General features: G+C 59.5%; 19 protein-coding genes. 13 read left to right on the forward strand and 6 right to left on the reverse strand.

What is annotated here, in order from left to right; translation table 11 throughout:
* Positions 1-29 precede the first annotated feature (29 nt).
* Genes dapE through map form a run of 6 tightly spaced genes read right to left on the reverse strand, consistent with a single transcriptional unit; the run spans position 30 to position 7189 of the window.
* Positions 30-1166, reverse strand: a complete 1137-nt coding sequence (gene dapE / locus ACFC20_RS05250; protein ID WP_375192082.1) for a succinyl-diaminopimelate desuccinylase — start codon at positions 1164-1166, stop codon at positions 30-32.
* A complete protein-coding gene (gene dapD, locus ACFC20_RS05255; protein ID WP_375192083.1) occupies positions 1153-2181 on the reverse strand; it encodes a 2,3,4,5-tetrahydropyridine-2,6-dicarboxylate N-succinyltransferase in 1029 nt (342 codons plus the stop codon). The genes dapE and dapD overlap by 14 nt, the downstream gene beginning before the upstream one ends.
* Positions 2182-2235: 54 nt before the next feature.
* A complete protein-coding gene (locus ACFC20_RS05260; RefSeq protein ID WP_375192084.1) occupies positions 2236-2577 on the reverse strand; it encodes an ArsC family reductase in 342 nt (113 codons plus the stop codon).
* A complete protein-coding gene (gene dapC, locus ACFC20_RS05265) occupies positions 2574-3776 on the reverse strand; it encodes a succinyldiaminopimelate transaminase (protein WP_375192085.1) in 1203 nt (400 codons plus the stop codon). The genes ACFC20_RS05260 and dapC overlap by 4 nt, the downstream gene beginning before the upstream one ends.
* Complete coding sequence (locus tag ACFC20_RS05270) at positions 3773-6418, reverse strand: [protein-PII] uridylyltransferase (protein WP_375192086.1); 2646 nt, start codon at positions 6416-6418, stop codon at positions 3773-3775. The genes dapC and ACFC20_RS05270 overlap by 4 nt, the downstream gene beginning before the upstream one ends.
* Positions 6419-7189 (reverse strand): type I methionyl aminopeptidase, encoded by a 771-nt coding sequence (gene map / locus ACFC20_RS05275; RefSeq protein ID WP_091992116.1) that lies wholly within the window; start codon positions 7187-7189, stop codon positions 6419-6421. It abuts the gene before it with no gap.
* 253 nt (positions 7190-7442) lie between these two features.
* Between map and rpsB the strand changes: the two genes are divergently transcribed.
* From rpsB to lpxA, 13 genes are all read left to right on the forward strand, one after another.
* A complete protein-coding gene (gene rpsB, locus ACFC20_RS05280; RefSeq protein ID WP_091992117.1) occupies positions 7443-8195 on the forward strand; it encodes a 30S ribosomal protein S2 in 753 nt (250 codons plus the stop codon).
* Positions 8196-8287: 92 nt separating this feature from the next.
* A complete protein-coding gene (gene tsf / locus ACFC20_RS05285) occupies positions 8288-9157 on the forward strand; it encodes a translation elongation factor Ts (protein ID WP_375192087.1) in 870 nt (289 codons plus the stop codon).
* A 188-nt stretch (positions 9158-9345) separates the two neighbouring features.
* Positions 9346-10074, forward strand: coding sequence for a UMP kinase (gene pyrH / locus ACFC20_RS05290; protein ID WP_375192088.1), 729 nt, complete (start codon positions 9346-9348; stop codon positions 10072-10074).
* A 64-nt stretch (positions 10075-10138) separates the two neighbouring features.
* Positions 10139-10696: a ribosome recycling factor gene (gene frr / locus ACFC20_RS05295; RefSeq protein WP_375192089.1), complete on the forward strand. Its 558-nt coding sequence runs from the start codon at positions 10139-10141 to the stop codon at positions 10694-10696.
* A gap of 71 nt (positions 10697-10767) precedes the next feature.
* Positions 10768-11538: a polyprenyl diphosphate synthase gene (gene uppS / locus ACFC20_RS05300; protein WP_375192090.1), complete on the forward strand. Its 771-nt coding sequence runs from the start codon at positions 10768-10770 to the stop codon at positions 11536-11538.
* A 21-nt stretch (positions 11539-11559) separates the two neighbouring features.
* Positions 11560-12399 (forward strand): phosphatidate cytidylyltransferase, encoded by an 840-nt coding sequence (locus ACFC20_RS05305; protein ID WP_375192091.1) that lies wholly within the window; start codon positions 11560-11562, stop codon positions 12397-12399.
* 2 nt (positions 12400-12401) lie between these two features.
* Positions 12402-13586, forward strand: coding sequence for a 1-deoxy-D-xylulose-5-phosphate reductoisomerase (ispC, locus tag ACFC20_RS05310; protein WP_375192092.1), 1185 nt, complete (start codon positions 12402-12404; stop codon positions 13584-13586).
* 48 nt (positions 13587-13634) lie between these two features.
* Positions 13635-14984, forward strand: coding sequence for an RIP metalloprotease RseP (gene rseP / locus ACFC20_RS05315; protein WP_375192093.1), 1350 nt, complete (start codon positions 13635-13637; stop codon positions 14982-14984).
* Between the two features lie 44 nt (positions 14985-15028).
* Positions 15029-17347 carry an outer membrane protein assembly factor BamA gene (gene bamA, locus ACFC20_RS05320; RefSeq protein WP_375192094.1) on the forward strand — a complete coding sequence of 773 codons (2319 nt, stop codon included), beginning with the start codon at positions 15029-15031 and terminating at the stop codon, positions 17345-17347.
* 45 nt (positions 17348-17392) lie between these two features.
* On the forward strand, positions 17393-17890 hold the full coding sequence (locus ACFC20_RS05325) for an OmpH family outer membrane protein (RefSeq protein WP_091992126.1): 498 nt from the start codon (positions 17393-17395) through the stop codon (positions 17888-17890).
* A 46-nt stretch (positions 17891-17936) separates the two neighbouring features.
* Positions 17937-18962, forward strand: a complete 1026-nt coding sequence (lpxD, locus tag ACFC20_RS05330) for a UDP-3-O-(3-hydroxymyristoyl)glucosamine N-acyltransferase (RefSeq protein ID WP_375192095.1) — start codon at positions 17937-17939, stop codon at positions 18960-18962.
* 11 nt (positions 18963-18973) lie between these two features.
* Complete coding sequence (gene fabZ, locus ACFC20_RS05335) at positions 18974-19411, forward strand: 3-hydroxyacyl-ACP dehydratase FabZ (RefSeq protein WP_375192096.1); 438 nt, start codon at positions 18974-18976, stop codon at positions 19409-19411.
* Positions 19411-20202 (forward strand): acyl-ACP--UDP-N-acetylglucosamine O-acyltransferase, encoded by a 792-nt coding sequence (gene lpxA / locus ACFC20_RS05340; protein ID WP_375192097.1) that lies wholly within the window; start codon positions 19411-19413, stop codon positions 20200-20202. Before fabZ ends, lpxA begins: the two co-directional genes overlap by 1 nt.
* Positions 20203-20217: the final 15 nt, after the last annotated feature.

Raw genomic sequence — 20217 nt, forward strand, 5'->3', positions numbered from 1 at the left:
TTTTGTTTTCCAGTGACCTGCCCTGGAAATCAGGCCAACAGGTCGATCAATATCTGCTCGTAAATCTCCGACAGTGTGTCCAGATCCTTGGCCTTCACGCACTCATCCACTTTGTGGATGGTGGCGTTAATCGGGCCCAGTTCCACCACCTGTGCGCCTGTGGGGGCAATAAAGCGACCATCGGAGGTGCCGCCGGAGGTGGAAAGCTCGGTTTCACGGCCCGTTACCCGCCGTATCGCGTCCTGGCTCGCAGAGACCAGGGCGCCGCGATCGGTGAGGAAAGGGCGACCGCTCAAATGCCACTGCAGGTCGTACTTGAGGTTGTGCCGATCAAGAATGGCTACCACCCGTTCCTCGAGACTCTCAGCCGTGTTTTCCGTGCAGTAACGGAAATTGAAATGCACCAGGCATTCGCCGGGAATGATGTTGCTGCCGACTCCGGCTTCCAGCTTGGTAATCTGAAACGTTGTGGGCGGGAAGAAATCGTTGCCGTTGTCCCAGAACTCCTTGGCCAGCGCGTCCAGAGCCGGCGCCACCGAGTGCACCGGGTTCTCGGCCAGATGCGGATAAGCCACGTGGCCCTGAACACCGCGAACCGTCAGGTAGCCGTGCAGCGAGCCGCGGCGCCCGTTCTTGATCACGTCACCCACTTCGCGGGTGCTGGATGGCTCGCCGATCAGGCACCAGTCGATCTTTTCGTTCCTGGCTTCGAGGGTTTCCACCACCTTCACTGTGCCATGCTGGGCCGGGCCTTCTTCGTCGCTGGTGATCAGCAGGGCGATGGAGCCGCGATGGTTCGGGTAGGCCGCCACGAAACGCTCGCAGGCGGTCACGAAAGCGGCGAGGCTGCCTTTCATATCCGCGGCGCCCCGACCGTACAGAAAGCCGTCCCGGATCACCGGGTCAAACGGCGGGTGGGCCCAGTTTTTCTCCGGGCCGGTGGGAACCACGTCGGTGTGGCCGGCAAAGGCCAGCACCGGGCCACCGGAGCCCTTGCGGGCCCAAAGGTTGTCGGTATCGCCAAAGCGCAGGTGCTCTCCGGCGAAGCCGAGGGGTGCCAGTCGCGACATCATCAGCTCCTGACAGCCGGCGTCATCGGGGGTGACCGATGGCCGGCGGATCAGGTCGATGGCCAGATCGAGGGTCGGGGAATCAGTTGTTTGCATGCAGCTCTTCGTTCAGCTCGATGGCGGACTTGTTGGTCTTGCATTCCACGGCGCCGGTCTGACTGTTGCGGCGGAACAGAAGGTCTGCCTGGTTGGCCAGGTCCCGGGCCTTGATTACTTCCACCAGCTCGTTGTTGTCATCGAGCAGGGCCACCTTGGTGCCGGCGGTGATGTACAGGCCCGCTTCTACCTTGCAACGGTCGCCCAGCGGGATGCCGATACCGGCGTTGGCGCCGATCAGACAGTTCTCGCCCACGGAAATGATGATGTTGCCGCCGCCGGAGAGGGTGCCCATGGTGGAGCAGCCGCCGCCGAGGTCGGAGCCCTTGCCCACCAAAACGCCGGCCGAGATGCGGCCCTCGATCATGCTGGTGCCTTCGGTGCCGGCGTTGAAGTTGATGAAACCTTCGTGCATCACGGTGGTGCCTTCGCCCACGTAGGCGCCCAGGCGAACCCGGGCGGTATCGGCGATACGCACACCTTTGGGCACCACGTAGTCGGTCATCTGCGGGAACTTGTCCACGGACTTCACTTCCAGGGTGCGGCCTTCCAGGCGTGCCCGGAGCTGGCGCTCGGAAAGCTCGTTCAGGTCGATGGCGCCCTCATTGGTCCAGGCCAGGTTCGGCAGCAGGCCAAAAATGCCGTCCAGTTTCAGGCCGTGCGGCTTGGCCATGCGATGAGAAATCAGGTGCAGCTTGAGGTAGACCTCCGGGGTGCTGGAGGCGGTGTCGTCGGTTTCCAGAATAGTGACCACCACCGGGCGCTTGCTGCTGGCCGCTTTCTCTGCAAGTGCGGCCTGGTCGGTTTGCCCGGCCTGGCGCAGCGCGGTTGAAAGATGGCTGAGCTGCTCGGCCGACGCGCTGATGGCCTGGTTGCCACCGCGATAGTCCAGGGCGTTGGAGACCACATCCATCAGGGTGTTGTCGGGTGTCATGACCGGCTGCTGGTAAAACACTTCCAGCCACTCGCCCTGGTTGTTCTGGGTGCCGATGCCGATACCGAATGCAAAACTCATCTGATGGTTGCTCCTGTTGTCTGAAATTGCCTGTTCTCGGAATTGATAATGGAATCAGTTGCCCCAGCTGGCCCATTCGTCGGCGTTGAAGCCGACGGAGATCTCTCCGTCACGGTCGACGACCGGGCGTTTAATGATGGACGGATTTTCCAGCATGATGTCGTGGGCGCTTTGGGCGCTAATGGTATCACGAACCTCGTCGGGAAGTTTGCGCCAGGTGGTGCCGCGCCGGTTCAGCAGGGTTTCCCAGCCAACGGCCTGTTCCCATTGCGAGAGCAGCTCGCTATCAAGGCCGTCTTTCTTGAAGTCGTGGAACTCATGCCCGATGCCGTTTTCATCCAGCCACTTGCGGGCTTTTTTCACGGTGTCGCAATTCTTGATGCCGTAGAGCTTCATGCCTTGTTTGCCTTTACGAATTCAACAATCCGGTGCGCGGCTTCCACGCACTCGTCCAGCGGAGCCACCAGGGCCATCCGCACGCGGTTTTCGCCCGGGTTGTGGCCGTTGACCGTTCGGGAGAGGTAGCGGCCGGGCAGAACATGAACGTTCTGCTGCGCTGACAGCTCACGGGCGAAGGTTTCGTCGTCCAGGGGCGTCTCTGGCCACAGGTAAAAGCCTGCGTCCGGAAAGTCCACCGCCATAACTTCACGGAGAATCGGCACCACGGCCTCGAACTTGGCCCGATAGGCAGCGCGGTTCTCCCGAACATGGTCCTCGTCGTTCCAGGCTGCAATGCTGGCCAACTGGTTATGAATGGGCATGGCACAGCCGTGGTAGGTGCGGTATTTGAGGTAGCCGTCGAGAATCCGGGCGTCGCCGGCGACAAAGCCGCTGCGCAATCCAGGCAGGTTGCTGCGCTTGGACAGGCTGTGGAAGACCACGCAGCGCGCAAAGTCGTCCCGACCCAGGGCGGCACAGGTCTGTAGCAAACCCTCTGGAGCGTTGCCTTCATCCGGGTAGAGTTCCGAATAGCACTCGTCGGAGGCAACGATGAAATCGTACCGGTCGGCCAGTTCAATGACCTTTGCCAGGGTTTCCCTTGGAATCACGGTGCCGCTGGGGTTGCCGGGAGAGCAGAGAAACAGCACCTGGCAATCACGCCATGTACTTGCCGGCACATCATCGAAGTCCGGTATGAAGCCGTTGGAGCCGTCGCAGGGCAGGTAAACCGGGTCTGCCCCGGCCAGGAAAGCCGCGCCCTCGTACACCTGGTAGAAAGGGTTGGGGCTGACCACCTTCGCCGGTTTGCTGCTGTCGACGACGGCCTGCACCAGGGAGAAAATCGCTTCCCGTGTACCATTGACCGGTACGATGTGGCGGGCCGCGCTCAGGCTGCCCGGAGCCAGGTTGAACCGCCGGGTTGCCCAGGCGCTGATGGCCTCGCGCAGCTCGTCGGTACCCCGGGTGGTGGGGTAGTTGGCAAGCTTGTCGAGGTTGTTGGCAATCACGTTCTTGACGAATTCCGGCGATGGGTGCTTCGGTTCGCCAATACCCAGGGAAATCGGCCGGAGGTGTGTGGGCACGGTGATGCCGGCTTTCAGCTTGGCCAGTTTCTCGAACGGGTAGGGGTGAAGTCTGTCAAGGTTCGGATTCATTGAATGTCGTCCAGCATTTTACAGAGGTCTTGCTGCAGGTTGTGGCACACCGCCGGGTCCCTGAGTGGCTCGCCGTGTTCGTCGGTCACGAAGAATACGTCTTCCACTCGCTCCCCGAGGGTCGCAATCTTGGCGTTGGTGAGGCGAACCCGATGCTCCAGTAGCACCTGACCGATGCGGGCCAGCAGGCCCGGCCGGTCCGGCGTAATGACTTCCATCACCGTGCGCTGGTTGATGGTGTCGTTGGAGAAGGTCACCTCCGTCGGGAAGGCGAAATGCTTCAACTGCCGGGGCGTGCGACGATGGATGATGTCCGGGTAGTCCTCCGGGTCGTCCAGCTCTTCAACCAGGCGCAGGCGTACGCGCTCTTTGCGGGCCGGGTCGATGCCCAGGGGCTGGCCTTTCTCGTCCAGAACCACGTAGGAGCTGATGGAGTAGGGGCCTTCGCTGGAGCTGATCCGGGCATCAACGATGTTCAGGTTCAACTGCTCCAGCACGGCCGTGGTGGCGGCAAACAGGGCCACCCGGTCCTTCATGTAGATGATGATCTGGGAATAGCCGTCGGTGGGGCCGCCCCGGGTGTCGCGTATCAGCACCAGCGGGTCGGGATTGTCGCCGTGGCGGATGATCGCTGCGGTCTGCCAGGCAATATCTACTGTGGAGTCCTGGAGGAAGTAGTCCTCGTCAACGGTGTCCCAGATGGCGTCGATCTGCTCGTCCGACATGTTCTGGGCATGGAGGATTTCCCGCGCCTCGGACTGGGTCGCCCGCACCCACTCCTGCCGGTCGATGGGTGTCTCGGTGCCACGACGCAGGGCGCGCTTGGTCTCAATGTAGAGCTGTCGCAACAGCGAGGCACGCCAGGTATTCCAGAGCTTCGGGTTGGTGGCGCTGATGTCGCAGACGGTCAGTACGTACAGGTAATCCAGGTGTGCCTGGCTGGGGACCGCCCGGGCAAAGCCATGGATGATGTCCGGGTCGGAAATGTCCTTGCGCTGGGCCGTCATCGACATCAGCAGGTGGTTCTCCACCAGCCATGAAATCAGCTGGGTATCCCGTTCGCTCAGATGGTGCCGCGCGCAGAAGGCCTCGGCATCAATGGCGCCGAGCTCCGAGTGGTCTCCGCCCCGGCCCTTGGCGACGTCGTGGTAGATGCCGGCAATGTAGAGGGTTTCCAGCTTGGGCAGCCGGTGGATCAGGCGCGAGGCGAGCGGGTACTCGGTGCGGGCCTCGGCGCTCCCCAGGCGGACCATGTTGCGGATCACCCGCATGGTGTGGGCATCCACGGTGTAGATGTGGAACAGGTCGTGCTGCATCTGGCCGATGATCTGACCGAATTCCGGCAGGTACCGGCCCAGCACGTTGTACTTCTTCATGGCCGACAGGGTCTGGTCGAGCGCGTGCGGGGTGCGTAGCAGCTCCATGAACAGCGTGGTGACGGCCAGGTCCGACCGGAAGGCGTCGTCAATCAGGTGGCGGTGAGCCCGGAGCGAGCGGATGGTGGTGGCGCGAATGCCCTTGATCTCCGGGTGCTGGGCCATCAGCACGAAGATTTCCATGATGGCGTAGGGCGCGTAGGCGAACACCTGGTTGTTCACCGCCTCAATGTAGTAGTTGCGGATCTGGAACCGTTTGTTAATGGGCTGGATGGCGTCGTCGGACGAGCTGCCGAGGATGGCTTCGTCGTAGTACTGAAGGATCACGTCAGCCAGCTCGGCCAGCGCCAGCACCGTGCGGTAATAGGACTGCATCATCAGCTCGACGCCCAGGCGCTTGCCCTCGTCCTTGTAGCCGAGCATCTGGGCCAGGGCACGCTGGTGGTCAAACAGCAGCCGGTTCTCGTTGCGATCCGCCAGTAGCTGGAGGCCAAACCGTAACTGCCAGAGGAAGGTTTCGCCCTGAAACAGGATCTGGTGTTCCTCTTCGGTCAGGATGCTGAACCGCGTCAGGTCGGCAATGTTCTGCAGGCCAAAGTGGCGCTTGGTAATCCAGCCGATGGTCTGGATGTCGCGCAGGGCGCCTGGGGAGCCCTTAACGTTGGGTTCCAGGTTGTACTCGGTGTCGCCGTATTTCTGGTGGCGCTCCTTTTGTTCTTCCCGCTTGGCAATAAAGTAGTCGCGGTCGGTGCTGACGTTGTCGGAGTAGACCTGCTCGCTCAATTCACTGCGCAGCTCATCAGGCCCGGCAATGGTCCGTGTTTCAAGAAGGTTGGTGAGGATGGTCACGTCTTCCCGGGCCGCAGCCTTGCTTTCCTCAATGCTGCGAACACTGTGCCCGATATCCAGTCGCAGATCCCAGAGCAGAGTCACGAAGGCGCCGAGGTCTTCCTGCCAGGCTTCATCGATGCCGTTGCGGGTCAGAATCAGCAGGTCAATGTCCGAGTGGGGGTGCAGTTCTCCCCGGCCATAGCCACCGACGGCAATCAGGGCGATGTCGGACGATTGGGCAAAGGGGTAGCGGTTCCAGATCAGCCGAAGCACGGTGTCGACGGTGTCGGCCCGGGAGTGGACAAGGGCACGGACATCCGCACCCTGCCGGAACGCCTCGGCATCCGCATTGTATCTCTCCTTTAATAGCTCACGTGCCGCCTTTACCGGAGAGGGGTCGTTACTGATGCGGGATTCCAGCTCGCTCAGGTCCACTTAGAAGGATTCTTCCGTTCGCTTGGTCAGAACCTCGTGGCCGTCTGCGGTCACAAGGATGGTGTGCTCCCACTGTGCTGAAAGCTTGTGGTCCTTGGTTACCACTGTCCAGCCGTCGGGTAGCAGCTTGGTCTGGTACTTGCCCTGGTTGATCATGGGCTCGATGGTGAAGGTCATGCCTTCTTTCAGCTCCATGCCGGTACCGGGTTTGCCGTAATGCATTACCTGGGGCTCCTCGTGGAAGACAGCACCAATACCGTGACCACAGTAGTCCCGTACCACCGAATAACGGTGCTTTTCGGCGTGCTGCTGAATCACATGGCCTATGTCGCCCAGTCGCGTGCCCGGTTTCACCAGTTCGATGCCCTTGTAAAGACACTCCTGAGTGATCTGGATCAGGCGCTCGGTGCCGGGCTTGGGCTTGCCGACAATCCACATTTTGCTGGTGTCACCGTGGTAACCATCCTTTATTACGGTGACGTCGATGTTCAGGATGTCTCCGTCCTTCAGAATTTTCTTCTCGGACGGGATGCCGTGGCAGATGACGTGATTCACCGAGGTGCAGATGGATTTTGGGAACCCTTTGTAGTTCAGCGGCGCCGGAATCGCTTTCTGTTCGTTGACTATATAGTCGTGGCAGATCCGGTCCAGTTCTTCGGTAGAAACGCCCGGCTTCACATGCTCGCCGATCATTTCAAGAACGTCGGCCGCCAGACGACCTGCAACGCGCATCTTTTCGATTTCTTCCGGAGTCTTGATCGATACCTGCATTGGGTTTCCCGTCGATGTGTGTCAAACCGGCATTTTAAGGGGCCTGCTGCCCGGGTACAAGGAAGCGGACGCGCAAAAATAATGGCGTCCGATGGGCCGATTATGGTATAAACGCGCCCGCTGGAAACGAATCCGGCAAATTCACACACGTGTCGACACGTTATCCCAGGGTGCCTGCTTCTGGTTTCAAGGAGTCAGGTTGGGATGATCGGACACGTGGAGGACTAACCCGAAGCTAAAGAAGGTAACTATCATGGCTCAGGTAAATATGCGTGACCTGCTGAAGGCAGGTGCTCACTTCGGTCACCAGACCCGCTACTGGAACCCGAAAATGTCGAAGTTCATCTTCGGCGCCCGTAACAAGATTCATATCATCAACCTCGAGCAGACTGTTCCTGCCATGAACGACGCGCTGAAGTTCGTTCAGCAGCTGGCAGAGAACAAGAACAAGATCATGTTCGTTGGCACCAAGCGTGCCGCCGCCAAGATCATCAAGGAAGAAGCTGAGCGTGCTGGCCAGCCGTACGTGAACCACCGCTGGTTGGGTGGTATGCTGACCAACTACAAGACCATTCGTCAGTCCATCCGTCGCTACCGTGACCTGGAAACCCAGAGCCAGGACGGTACCTTCGACAAGCTGACCAAGAAAGAAGCCCTGGACCGCACCCGTGAAATGGACCGCCTGGAGCGCTCCATCGGCGGTATCAAGGACATGGGTGGCCTGCCCGACGCCATGTTTGTGATCGACGTGGATCACGAGCGCATCGCCATCAAGGAAGCCAACAAGCTGGGCATTCCGGTGATCGGTGTGGTCGATACCAACAGTGATCCCGACGGTGTGGACTACATCATTCCGGGCAACGACGACGCCATCCGTGCGATCCAGATTTACGTGAAAGCCGTTGCTGATACCTGCATCGAAGCAGCCCAGTCTGCCGGTGCCGGTGCTGACGAGTTTGTTGAAGTCAGCGAAGACGCTGAAGGCGCTGCTCCGGCCGCTGAGTAACGCTTTACCTTCACGTTGAAGATCTGAGGAGCGCTCGCGGTGATTGCGGGCGCTCCTTCCCACCGAATTCGGAACAGTTAAGAGGATTGAACATGGCTGCAATTACCGCTGCAATGGTCAAAGAGCTGCGTGAGCGTACCGGCCTTGGCATGATGGAGTGCAAGAAGGCGCTCGTAGAAGCCGAGGGCAGTGTTGACGCGGCAATCGAAGAGCTGCGCAAGTCTTCTGGTCTGAAGGCCGCCAAGAAAGCCGGCCGCACCGCCGCTGAGGGCGCTTCACTGATCAAGATTTCCGACGACAACACCGTGGCCTACATTCTGGAAGTGAATTCCGAGACCGACTTTGTCGCTCGTGACGACAACTTCCTGAACTTCGCCAATGAAGTGCTGGACGTTGCTTTCAGCAAGGGCGAAACCGACGTTGCCAAACTGATGGAAGGCGATCTGGAGAGCAAGCGTGAGGCGCTGGTTCAAAAGATCGGTGAAAACATCACCGTGCGTCGGATTGTCAAGGTTGAAGGTCCGGTTGTTGGTGGCTATGTGCACAGCAACAACAAGATCGCTTCCGTTGTGGCTCTGACCGCTGGCGATCCTGAGGTGGCTCGTGACATCGCCATGCACGCTGCGGCTGTTAACCCGCGTGTTGGCAAGCCGGAAGATATGCCGGCTGAAGAGCTCGAGAAAGAGAAAGAAGTCATCAAGGCCCAGCCGGATATGGAAGGCAAGCCTGCCGAGATCGTCGAGAAGATGATGGGCGGCCGCATCAAGAAGTTCCTCAAGGAGAACAGCCTTGTCGAACAGCCTTTCGTGAAAAACCCGGACCAGACCGTGGGCGAGCTGATCAAGTCCAACGGCGGTGAGCTGGTTGGGTTTGTTCGCCTGGAAGTGGGTGAAGGCATCGAGAAGGAAGAGGTGGACTTCGCTGCCGAGGTTGCTGCTGCAGCTGGCACAGGCAAGGCCTGATCCTTCGTTCTGGCGCAGCGGGTCTTCGGGCTTGCTGCGTCACCTGAGTCTGCCACGTTAGCCGGGTGTCCCGGCTCTCGTGGCGGGCTTGTATCTGAGATACCCCTTTTGTGAGAGGAGTATGTCAGATACAAGCCTGCAACGGATACCACGCCGGAGCGCAGCCAACAGACGACAAGGGGATCATCATGCCGACTTCATCGAAAACCCAGCCCAGATACAAGCGTGTTCTGCTCAAGCTCAGTGGCGAGGCCCTGATGGGGGAACACGATTTCGGTATTGATCCCAAAGTTCTCGACCGCATGGCCCTTGAAATCGGCGCGCTGATCGGCATCGGTGTGCAGGTTGGCCTCGTGATCGGTGGCGGAAACCTGTTCCGGGGCGCGGCCCTGAATGCCGCCGGCATGGACCGTGTGACCGGCGACCACATGGGCATGTTGGCAACGGTCATGAATGGTCTTGCCATGCGCGATGCCCTGGAGCGCTCCAACATCCGTACCCGTGTAATGTCGGCCATTCCCATGAGCGGGATTGTTGAGCACTATGACCGCAGGCGCGCCGTTCGTGACCTCAAGGACGGCGATGTCGTGATTTTCTGTGCCGGTACTGGCAACCCGTTCTTCACCACAGATTCCGCAGCCTGCCTGCGGGGTATCGAGATTGAGGCGGACGCAGTACTGAAGGCCACCAAGGTGGATGGCGTATACTCAGCCGATCCGCATCTGGACAGCAGTGCCGAAAAATACGATTACCTCACCTACGACGAGGTGCTCGACAAGAAGCTCGGTGTGATGGATCTGACCGCGATCTGCCTGGCCCGTGATCATGGAATGCCGCTGCGGGTATTTGACATGAACCGCCCAGGCGCGCTGACCCGCATCGTAACCGGTGAAAAAGAAGGTACACTGATCGAATAACCCGGCTGTCCGATGCAGCAGCCTGATCAGCGAATGAAATGACGAACGAATCGAGGATGATGAAGTGATTGACGACATCAAAGCAGAAGCCGAGAAAAAGATGAAAAAGAGCCTGGACGCTCTGCATTCGGCATTCAACAAGATCCGGACCGGCCGCGCGCATCCGTCCATCCTGGACAGCGTCATGGTGAATTACTACGGTCAGGAAACACCGCTCAAGCAGGTGGCCAGTGTCAACATCGAGGACAATCGGACCCTCACGGTGTCACCGTGGGAGAAGAACCTCGTCCCCACCATTGAGAAAGCAATCATGATGTCAGACCTGGGGCTTAATCCGGCCACCAGCGGTGACATTATCCGCGTGCCGATGCCGATGCTCACGGAAGAAACCCGCCGTGAAATGGTCAAGCAGGCCAAGGCGGATGCCGAGCACGGCCGCGTCTCCATCCGTAACGCTCGTCGCGATGCCAACAGCATGATCAAGGAACTGCTGAAGGAAAAGGAAATCACCGAGGACGACGAGCGCAAGGGTGAGGATGAGATCCAGAAGCTCACTGACCGCTACATCGCGGAAGTTGAGAAAATGCTCAAGGCCAAAGAAGAGGACCTGATGGCGGTCTGATCCGCCTGGTTCACTTGCAAGCGAACTGACTGGCCGGGAGGGCACGCTGTCCCGGCCGCACAGGGGATTTCATGACGGGAACGGTATCCGCAGAGTTTCCGGTGTCGGCAGACAGCCGGCCCCGGCATGTGGCCATTATCATGGATGGTAACAATCGCTGGGCCAAGGCCCGCCGATTGAAGGGTGTAGCAGGCCACAAGGCCGGCGTGGATGCGGTCCGGGCGGTTGTGGAAACCTGTGCCCGTGAGGGGGTTGAAGTGCTGACCCTGTTCGCCTTCTCCAGCGAGAACTGGCGCCGACCGAAGGACGAAGTCTCGGCGCTAATGAGACTGTTCCTGCTGGCGCTGGAGCGCGAAGTTCGCAAGCTCCACCGCAATAACATCTGTCTTCGTATCATCGGTGACCGTTCGGCCTTCAGTCCCACGCTTCAGGAGCATATGGCGGCGGCAGAAGAACTGACCCGCAACAACACTCAGATGACGCTGGTCATCGCCGCCAACTACGGCGGACATTGGGACATCAGCCAGGCCACGCGCCAGATAGCCGAGAAGGTTCGGGCAGGGCAGATCGAGCCTTCCGATATCACCGACGACCTGATTCAGCAACACGTCAGTATCGGCGATCTTCCGGTACCTGACCTGATGATCCGCACCGCGGGTGAACAGCGCATCAGCAATTTCCTGCTTTGGCACCTCGCCTATACGGAACTGTACTTTTCACCGGTCTATTGGCCAGACTTCCAGCATGAGGAAATGCGCAAGGCGCTGGAGGCATACGCCGGTCGGCAGCGCCGTTTTGGCCAGACGGACGATCAGATCGCCGCCAAGGCTCTACAACAATAACGAACGATAGCGACTTTACTCGTGTTAAAAACCCGAATTATCACTGCACTGGTCCTCGCCCCGATCGCAATTGGCGGGATTTTTTTCCTTCCGCCTCTGGGCTTCGCATTGTTCACGGGTGCCATCATCACCGTTGGCGCCTGGGAGTGGGCGAACATGGCAGGCGTGGGCAGTGGCGCCGGCCGGGTAGTCTACGCCCTGATAACGGCGGCAATCCTGTTCGCCCTGCTGAACGTTCCTTTTGAAGTCGTGCTCTGGCTGGCGCTGGTGTGGTGGCTGGTGTGTTTCCTCCTGGTGCGCAGCTATCCGGCCGGCTCTGAGCGATGGGGCAGTCTGCCGGTCAGGGCGGCCATGGGGCTGCTGGTGCTTGTGCCGGCCTGGGTCGGGCTCAACCATATGCGCACCGGTGGCTTTCAGTTCGGTGACAGCAGTAGCAACTTGCTGCTGATCCTGTACGTGTTCTGCGTGGTCTGGGTAGCCGACATCGGCGCCTATTTTGCGGGCCGGGCTTTTGGCAAGGCCAAACTGGCGCCCCGGGTAAGCCCCGGTAAGTCCTGGGCCGGCGTCTGGGGTGGGCTTCTTGCAGTTGGCCTGTTTGCTCTGTTGATCGGTTTCCTCGCCTCCGCCGGACTCTCCGAGATTTTCTTGCTGGTGATTGCAAGTCTTGCGACCGGTCTGGTGTCGGTCCTGGGGGATCTGTTTGAAAGCATGCTCAAGCGCTATCGCGGGATCAAGGACAGCAGCCAGTTGCTGCCAGGCCATGGCGGGATCATGGATCGAATTGACAGCCTGACGGCCGCTATTCCGGTGTTTGCGCTCATCGTGACCAAACTGGGTTGGCTGACAGCCGGGCAGTGGTGACTATGGTCGTTCGCCGAATCAGTCTTCTGGGGGCCACGGGCTCCATCGGACTCAGCACGCTGGATGTCGTTCGTCGCCATCCGGAGCGCTTTACCGTCCATGCGCTCACTGCGAACACCCGTGCCGACGAAATGGCGGTGTTGTGTCGGGAGTTTCGCCCGCAGGTAGCCGTCATGGCCTGTCCCGAGGCTGCGAAAACCCTGGCCGCTCTGCTCGCCAACGTGCCTGACATTCAGGTGCTGGGCGGTGAGGAGAGTCTGTGTGAAGTGGCGTCGGCCCCGGAAGCCGACACCGTGATGGCTGCGATCGTGGGTGCTGCCGGCCTGTCTCCCACGCTGGCGGCGGTACGGGCGGGCAAGCGGGTGCTGCTGGCCAATAAAGAAGCCCTGGTAATGTCGGGCAAGCTGTTTATGGATGCGGTGGCCGCCTCCGGCGCCGAACTCCTGCCCATTGATTCCGAGCATAACGCCATTTTCCAGTGCATGCCGGCGGACAAGGTGAGGGATCCGGAGGGTGCGGGTATTACCCGGATCCTGCTGACCGCCTCGGGCGGCCCTTTTCGGGAATTCAGTGCCGACCAGCTAAGGTTGGTGACTCCGGCTCAGGCCTGTGCCCATCCCAACTGGTCCATGGGGCAGAAGATCTCTGTGGACTCGGCCACGCTGATGAACAAGGGTCTCGAGTTGATCGAGGCCTGCTGGCTGTTCAATACCACACCCCGTAATGTCGAAGTTCACGTTCACCCCGAAAGCATCATTCATTCGATGGTGGAGTATGCCGACGGTTCGGTGTTGGCCCAGATGGGGAGCCCGGACATGAGGACCCCGATTGCCAACGGCCTGGCCTGGCCAGAACGCATAGACGCGGGTGTGGCGCCTCTGGATCTGTTTGCCATTGGCCGGTTCCATTTCGAGCGGCCAGACCTGGTGCGTTTTCCCTGCCTGCGGCTGGCGGCCGAGGCCTTCGAGGCGGGCGGTACCGCACCGGCGGTTCTGAACGCTGCCAACGAGGTGGCGGTTGCTGCGTTTTTGGCGGGCGACCTGTGTTTTGCGGATATCCCCGTTATCATAGAGCGAACACTGGCGGCGATTGCGGTAGAGCCGGCCAACAGTTTTGACATCATCTTTGCCAGGGACGCCGAGGCCCGTATCCGTGCCCGGGAACAGATAGGGTTGTTAACTGTCTGAGAGTCGCAGCATGAAGGCGCGCTGCCGAAGCCATCAATCGGGAAGATTATGCAGATTATCGAAACCGTTCTTGCGCTTGCGCTGACCCTGGGCATCCTGGTCACCTTGCACGAATTTGGCCACTTCTGGGTGGCCAGGCGGTGTGGCGTGAAAGTGTTGCGCTTCTCCGTCGGATTCGGCAAGCCCATATTCTCCTGGTACGACCGGCACGGGACCGAATTTGCGGTTGCGGCCATTCCACTCGGTGGCTATGTAAAAATGCTGGACGAGCGGGAAGGCCCCGTTCCGGAGGAGCTTCGCGACCAGGCCTTCACCTCCAAGACTCCGGGGCAGCGTATTGCTATTGCAGCGGCGGGCCCGGTGGCCAATTTCCTGTTTGCCATAGCGGCCTACTGGCTGCTGGGCGTGGTTGGCGTTACCCACGTTGCCCCGATTGTCGGCGAGGTTGCCGATGGCAGCGTTGCCCAGCGAATCGGGCTGCAGGAAGGCATGGAAATTCACTCTGTGGACGGACATCGGGTGTCTTCCTGGCGCGATGTGAATATGCGCATTCTTGAGCGCACCGGCGAACATGGAGACATCGCCCTCAGCGTATCGGACGATGGCGCCCGTGGAACCATAAGCGGGCCACTGGACGGCTGGCGACTGAGTGAAGACACGCCCAATCCGCTGGCGGAGTTCGGCATTACCCCCTGGCGACCGGCGATCCCACCGGTTCTTGGCCAGATTTCCAATGACGGCAGGGCCCAGGCCGCCGGTCTGAAAACCGGAGACCGTGTGCTGGCGGTGGAGGGCGAGCCTGTCGGTAGCTGGTTTGATCTGGTGGAGCGCGTTCGTAATGCGCCCGGGCGGACGCTGCAGATTACCGTGGAACGAGGCGGCTCCGAGCAGGTGTTCCAGGTGACGCCCGAAGCCCGCACAGAGGACGGGGGCGAGACAATCGGGTTTATTGGTGCCGGCGTCGAGGCGGTAACCTGGCCAGAGGAGGTGCTGCGGGACGTCAGCTATGGTCCGATTGCCGCCCTGCCGGTTGCACTGAGCGAGACCTGGGCCGACACGCGGCTCACTCTGGTGGCCATCCAGAAAATGATTACCGGGCTGCTTTCACCCAACAACCTCAGTGGGCCAATCACCATTGCCCGAGTGGCCGAGGCCAGCGTCAGTTCCGGGTTTGAGGACTTCGTTCGGTTTCTGGCCTATCTGAGTGTGAGTCTGGGTATTCTCAATCTTCTGCCGGTGCCGGTGCTCGATGGTGGTCATATTGTGTACTACTCCATTGAGGCGCTCCGCGGGAAGCCGCTTTCCGAGCAGGCCCAGGCATTCGGATTACGAATCGGTATGGCAATGATCCTCACATTAATGGTGTTTGCTCTTTACAACGACCTGATGCGGTTGTGAGAATTGCGAGCTCCTTACGCGCATTAACCAGGCGAAATATTTGAATGAGACGTTCTCTTCTAGGTGTAGCCGTCGGCCTCGCTGCGGCAGTGTCCGTTCCGATGTCGGCCATGGCCGATCAGTTCACGGTTTCGGATATTGAAGTTGAGGGTTTGCAGAGGGTTTCTGCAGGCACGGTATTTTCCGCATTTCCGGTGAACATTGGCGAGCAGCTGGATGAAACCGAGCTGGCCGATGCCATCAAGGCCCTGTTCAGAACAGGGCTTTTTACCGATATAGAGGCGAGTCGGGATGCGGGCGTTCTCATATTGACGGTGCGCGAGCGGCCCTCCATCAGCGATATCGAAATTGAGGGCAACAAGAATATCGAAACCGAAATGCTTATGGATGCGCTGGCCGGCGCCGGACTCCAGGAAGGCCAGGTATTCAGGCGAGCCACCCTGGAACGCCTGGAACTGGAAATCCTGCGCTCCTACATTGCTCAGGGTCGCTACAACGCCAGGGTGAAGGCAACGGCGGAGGAACTGCCCCGTAACCGGGTTGCAATCCGTCTTGAGATCAATGAAGGGTCCGTGGCCGCCATTCATCACATCAACCTGATTGGCAACCGGGACTTCACCGACGAGGAACTCAAGGAGCTATTCGAGCTGGAGACCACCAGCTGGTGGAACTCGATCACCAACTCCGACAAATACGCCCGAGAACGTCTGAGCGGCGATCTGGAATCGTTGCGTTCCTTCTATCTGGATCGCGGGTATCTGGACTTCAACGTCGAGTCCAGCCAGGTGTCCATCTCTCCGGACAAGCAGAAGGTGTTCATTGCCATTGCCCTCAACGAGGGGCCGCAGTACACCATCTCCGAGATCCGGCTCCGGGGCGAGCTGATCGTCGGCGAGGAAGAACTCAGATCCCTGATTCCGGTGGAGGAGGGCGATGTGTTCTCCCGCTCCCGCATGACCGCCATTTCCGAGGCGCTCGCCTTCCGGCTTGGTCGCGAGGGCTATGCGTTCGCCAATGTCAACGCGGTACCTGAGCCGGGTGAAAATAACACCGCGGCGGTTACTTTCTTTGTAGAGCCCGGCAAGCGCGCCTATGTACGTCGCATCAACTTCGAGGGTAACGTTTCCACCCGTGACGACGTACTCCGCCAGGAAATGACCCAGATGGAAGGGGGAGTGGCTTCCTCGGACCGGATCGAATTCTCCAAGACCAAGCTCGAGCGACTGGGTTTTTTCCAGACCGTCAACGTCGACACGGTTCCGGTGCCAGGCACGGATGATCTTGTGGATGTGAACTATTCCGTCGAAGAGCAGCCGACTGGCAGTCTCTCCGCCTCCGTGGGCTTCTCCCAGAACTCTGGCGTCATCCTCGGGGCCAACGTGTCGGAGAACAACTTCTTCGGTACCGGCAAACGGGTCTCCTTTGGGGTGAATGTCAGCGACTCGGTCAAGAGCGCCAACATTTCCTACCTTGATCCCTACTATACCGTGGATGGTGTGAGCCGCGGCTTCAGCCTTTTTGCCCGGGAAACCGACTATGAGGAAGAGGATATTTCCTCCTTCCTGCTGGACGAATACGGCGGCCGGGTAACTTTCGGCTATCCGATAGACAGTATTACCCGACTGAACTTCGGTGCCGGCGTCACCCAATCCAACATCAAGGAAGGCCTGTTCACCTCTCAGGAGGTAACGGAATTCATTGATGAGGAAGGTGACTCCTTCACCAACTATTTCCTGTTTGGAAGCTGGCGCCGCAGCACCCTGAACCGTGGCGTCCTTCCCACCGACGGCTACAGTCATTCACTGTCGCTGGATGTGGCAGTGCCGGGCAGTGACCTTACGTTCTACAAGGCCACCCACAAGACCGATTTCTATTTCCCGATCACCGATAACAACCGCTGGGTTTTCCGGGCGCGGTCGGAAATCGGCTATGGCGACGGTTACGGTGACCGTACCCAGATGCCGTTCTACGAGCACTTCTACACAGGTGGCTACGGTTCTGTTCGTGGCTACGAGGCCAACTCACTGGGCCTGAGGGCGACCAACAGCCCCAACGACCTTTCTGATCCGGACCCCTTCGGTGGTAACCTGCTCACCGAGGGCGGCCTGGAGCTGATCTTCCCGACACCGTTTGCGGGCGACACCCGGTCCATGAGGACATCGTTCTTCCTGGACGCCGGTCAGGTCTTTGATACCGCTCGTGGCTTTGATCCTGAACTGGGTGAGGTCAGAACCGCGGCCGGGGTCGGTTTCCAGTGGATTACCGCGGTTGGCCCACTGGCCTTCAGTCTGGCTTACCCGCTGAACGACAAGGCGGGTGACGATACCCAGGTGTTCCAGTTCTCGCTGGGCCAGACCTTCTAAAGCATGGATAATAACAACCAACGGATGAAAACCAGGAGAAAACCAATGTCCCGATTCCTTTTGATCATCACTGCAGCGGTTATGGCGATGGCGTCGCCGGCCATGGCAGAGACCCGGATCGGTGTTGTCGATCTGCGCCAGGCGCTTTTTTCCTCCAACGACGCCAAGGCCTTCAGCGAAACGCTGCAGAAAGACTTCGCCGGGGATGAAGCCCGTGTGCGCGAAGCCCAGGAAGCCGCGCGCAAGCTGCAGGAGCGCCTGGAGAAAGACGGCGCCATGATGAATGAAAGTGAGCGTAACAAGCTGGCCAGCGAGTTCCAGGAAAAGGTCAAGGAATTCAACTTCCTGAAACAACGCCTGGACTCGACTGTCAACCAGCGCAAGCAGGCATTCCTGGAGCAGGCCCGCCCCGAGGTAGACGCCGCTGTAAAGGAACTGCTTGAAGAGAATGATCTGGACCTGATCCTGCCCAGCGAGGCGGTGGTCTATGTGAAGCCGGAAATGAATCTGACCTCCCAGCTTCTGGACAAACTCAACCGTTGATCCTGACGCCCACAGGATCGACCGGAATGTGGCTGGAGAGAGCATAATGACAGATCGGACGTATCGCCTGGGAGATGTCGCCAGCGCCCTCGGTGCGGAGCTTCGGGGCGATCCCGAAATCCGGGTTTCGGGGCTGGCTACGCTACAGGCAGCAGGCCCCGGGCAGATCAGCTTTCTGGCCAACCCCTCCTACGGCAAGTACCTGGCTGACACCCGCGCCTCGGCAGTCATCATTTCACCTGCCTCCGCCGAGGATGTTGCCACCAATGTCCTGTTACTCGATAACCCTTACCTTGGGTATGCTCGCCTGAGCCACTGGTTCGACCCGGCTCCGAAGGCACCCGCCGGCATCCACCCTACGGCTGTGATTGACCCGACAGCCACCATCGCCGACGACGCCAGCGTTGGCCCCCATGTGGTCGTGGAAGCTGAGGCCAATATCGGTGAAAAGGTCGTGGTGGGCGCGGGCACCGTAGTGGGTGCCCGAACCCGTATCGGCGCAGGTAGCCTGATTCGGCCGCGCGTTACCCTGGCCCATGATGTGGTGATTGGCCAGCGTTGCCATATCCTCAGCGGTGCGGTGATTGGCTCCGACGGATTCGGGTTTGCCAATGAAAAAGGCGCTTGGCAGAGAATTGCCCAGCTGGGCCGGGTGGTGTTGGGCGATGACGTTGAGGTTGGCGCCAACACCACGATTGACCGTGGCGCCCTCGATGACACGGTGATCGGAGACGGGGTCAAGCTCGACAACCTCATTCAGGTGGCCCACAACGTGCGCATCGGCGACCACAGTGCCATGGCAGCGATGGTGGGCATTGCCGGCAGTACCCGTATCGGGCGCCATTGTGTCTTTGGTGGTGCCTCGGGCGTTGCCGGGCACCTTGAGATTGCAGACCACGTGCACCTCACTGGCATGACCCTGGTCACCGGTGATATTCGTGAGCCAGGCGTGTACTCTTCCGGCACCAGTGCCGATACCAACCGCCAGTGGCGAAAGAATGCGGTGCGTTTTCGTCAGCTGGACGTGCTGGCGCGACGAGTAAAAGAACTGGAAAAGAAACTCAAGGGCTGAGGCCAATCAACATGATGAAGATTGACGAAATTCTGGAATACCTGCCGCACCGATACCCTTTCCTGCTGGTGGACAGGGTAACGGAGGTCGAAAAAGGCGTATCGATCAAGGGGTACAAGAATATTTCGTTCAACGAGCCGTTCTTCCAGGGCCATTTTCCGAACAATCCGATTATGCCCGGCGTGTTGATCATAGAGGCCATGGCCCAGCTTTCAGGCATTCTCGGGTTTGTGACGGTCGGCCGGAAACCCTCGGACGGCGTGGTACAATACCTCGCTGGTTCGAGCAAAGCGCGCTTCAAGCGCCCGGTGCTGCCCGGGGACCAGTTGTGCATGGAATCGGAATTTATTTCCGGAAAACGTGGCATTTACAAATTTGATTGTCGCGCGCTGGTCGACGGCGAAGTCGTTTGCGTGGCAGAGATTCTTACCGCTGAGAGAGAAGTTTGATGGCGACAAATGACTGGTCGGGTGTCCATCCTCAGGCAATTGTGGACCCGTCAGCCAAACTGGGGAGCAACGTCACCGTTGGTCCCTGGAGTTATATTGGCCCGGACGTGGAAATTGGCGACGACACCGAAATCCTCTCCCATGTGGTCATCAAAGGGCCAACGGTCATTGGCAGGAACAACCGCATTTTCCAGTTTTCCAGTGTCGGTGAAGAATGTCAGGACAAGAAATACGCCGGCGAACCAACCACGCTGGTGATCGGGGACAATAACGTTATCCGCGAAAACTGCACGATTCATCGCGGTACCGTCCAGGATCGCGGTGAAACCCGCATTGGCAGTGGTAATCTTCTGATGGCCTACGTCCATGTGGCCCACGACTGCATCGTAGGGGACAACACCATTCTGGCGAACTGTGCCACCCTGGCAGGCCATGTGTCGGTGGGTGACTATGCGATTCTGGGCGGTGGCACCATGGTGCATCAGTTCTGCCACATTGGCCCCCACAGCATGGCAGCCGGTGGCAGTATCGTACTCAAGGATATTCCCGCCTACGTCATGGCCAGTGGCCAGTCGGCGCAGCCCCATGGCATGAACGTGGAAGGGCTGAAACGTCGTGGCTTCAGCCGCGAAGTGCTGCTGGCGTTGCGCCGGGCCTACAAGGTTATCTACCGTCAGGGGCTCACCACCGAGCAGGCCGTGGAAGAGCTTGAGAAGTCCTTTGCCGATGTTGCAGAAATTCGACCCCTCATCGATTCATTGCGCGGAGCGCACCGCGGCATCATCCGCTAACCCGGCGGGAGCCTG

Origin of the sequence: Marinobacter sp., assembly GCF_041984545.1 — a bacterium.
Lineage (GTDB): Bacteria > Pseudomonadota > Gammaproteobacteria > Pseudomonadales > Oleiphilaceae > Marinobacter.

Coding starts and splice junctions, on each gene's coding strand:
- lpxA (WP_375192097.1), top strand. CDS start 19,411: ATGGCGACAAATGACTGGTCGGGTGTCCATCCTCAGGCAATTGTGGAC.
- rpsB (WP_091992117.1), top strand. CDS start 7,443: ATGGCTCAGGTAAATATGCGTGACCTGCTGAAGGCAGGTGCTCACTTC.
- ispC (WP_375192092.1), top strand. CDS start 12,402: ATGGTCGTTCGCCGAATCAGTCTTCTGGGGGCCACGGGCTCCATCGGA.
- map (WP_091992116.1), bottom strand. CDS start 7,189: ATGCAGGTATCGATCAAGACTCCGGAAGAAATCGAAAAGATGCGCGTT.
- fabZ (WP_375192096.1), top strand. CDS start 18,974: ATGATGAAGATTGACGAAATTCTGGAATACCTGCCGCACCGATACCCT.
- dapC (WP_375192085.1), bottom strand. CDS start 3,776: ATGAATCCGAACCTTGACAGACTTCACCCCTACCCGTTCGAGAAACTG.
- uppS (WP_375192090.1), top strand. CDS start 10,768: ATGACGGGAACGGTATCCGCAGAGTTTCCGGTGTCGGCAGACAGCCGG.
- dapD (WP_375192083.1), bottom strand. CDS start 2,181: ATGAGTTTTGCATTCGGTATCGGCATCGGCACCCAGAACAACCAGGGC.
- bamA (WP_375192094.1), top strand. CDS start 15,029: ATGAGACGTTCTCTTCTAGGTGTAGCCGTCGGCCTCGCTGCGGCAGTG.
- pyrH (WP_375192088.1), top strand. CDS start 9,346: ATGCCGACTTCATCGAAAACCCAGCCCAGATACAAGCGTGTTCTGCTC.
- lpxD (WP_375192095.1), top strand. CDS start 17,937: ATGACAGATCGGACGTATCGCCTGGGAGATGTCGCCAGCGCCCTCGGT.
- ACFC20_RS05325 (WP_091992126.1), top strand. CDS start 17,393: ATGTCCCGATTCCTTTTGATCATCACTGCAGCGGTTATGGCGATGGCG.
- tsf (WP_375192087.1), top strand. CDS start 8,288: ATGGCTGCAATTACCGCTGCAATGGTCAAAGAGCTGCGTGAGCGTACC.
- dapE (WP_375192082.1), bottom strand. CDS start 1,166: ATGCAAACAACTGATTCCCCGACCCTCGATCTGGCCATCGACCTGATC.
- rseP (WP_375192093.1), top strand. CDS start 13,635: ATGCAGATTATCGAAACCGTTCTTGCGCTTGCGCTGACCCTGGGCATC.
- ACFC20_RS05260 (WP_375192084.1), bottom strand. CDS start 2,577: ATGAAGCTCTACGGCATCAAGAATTGCGACACCGTGAAAAAAGCCCGC.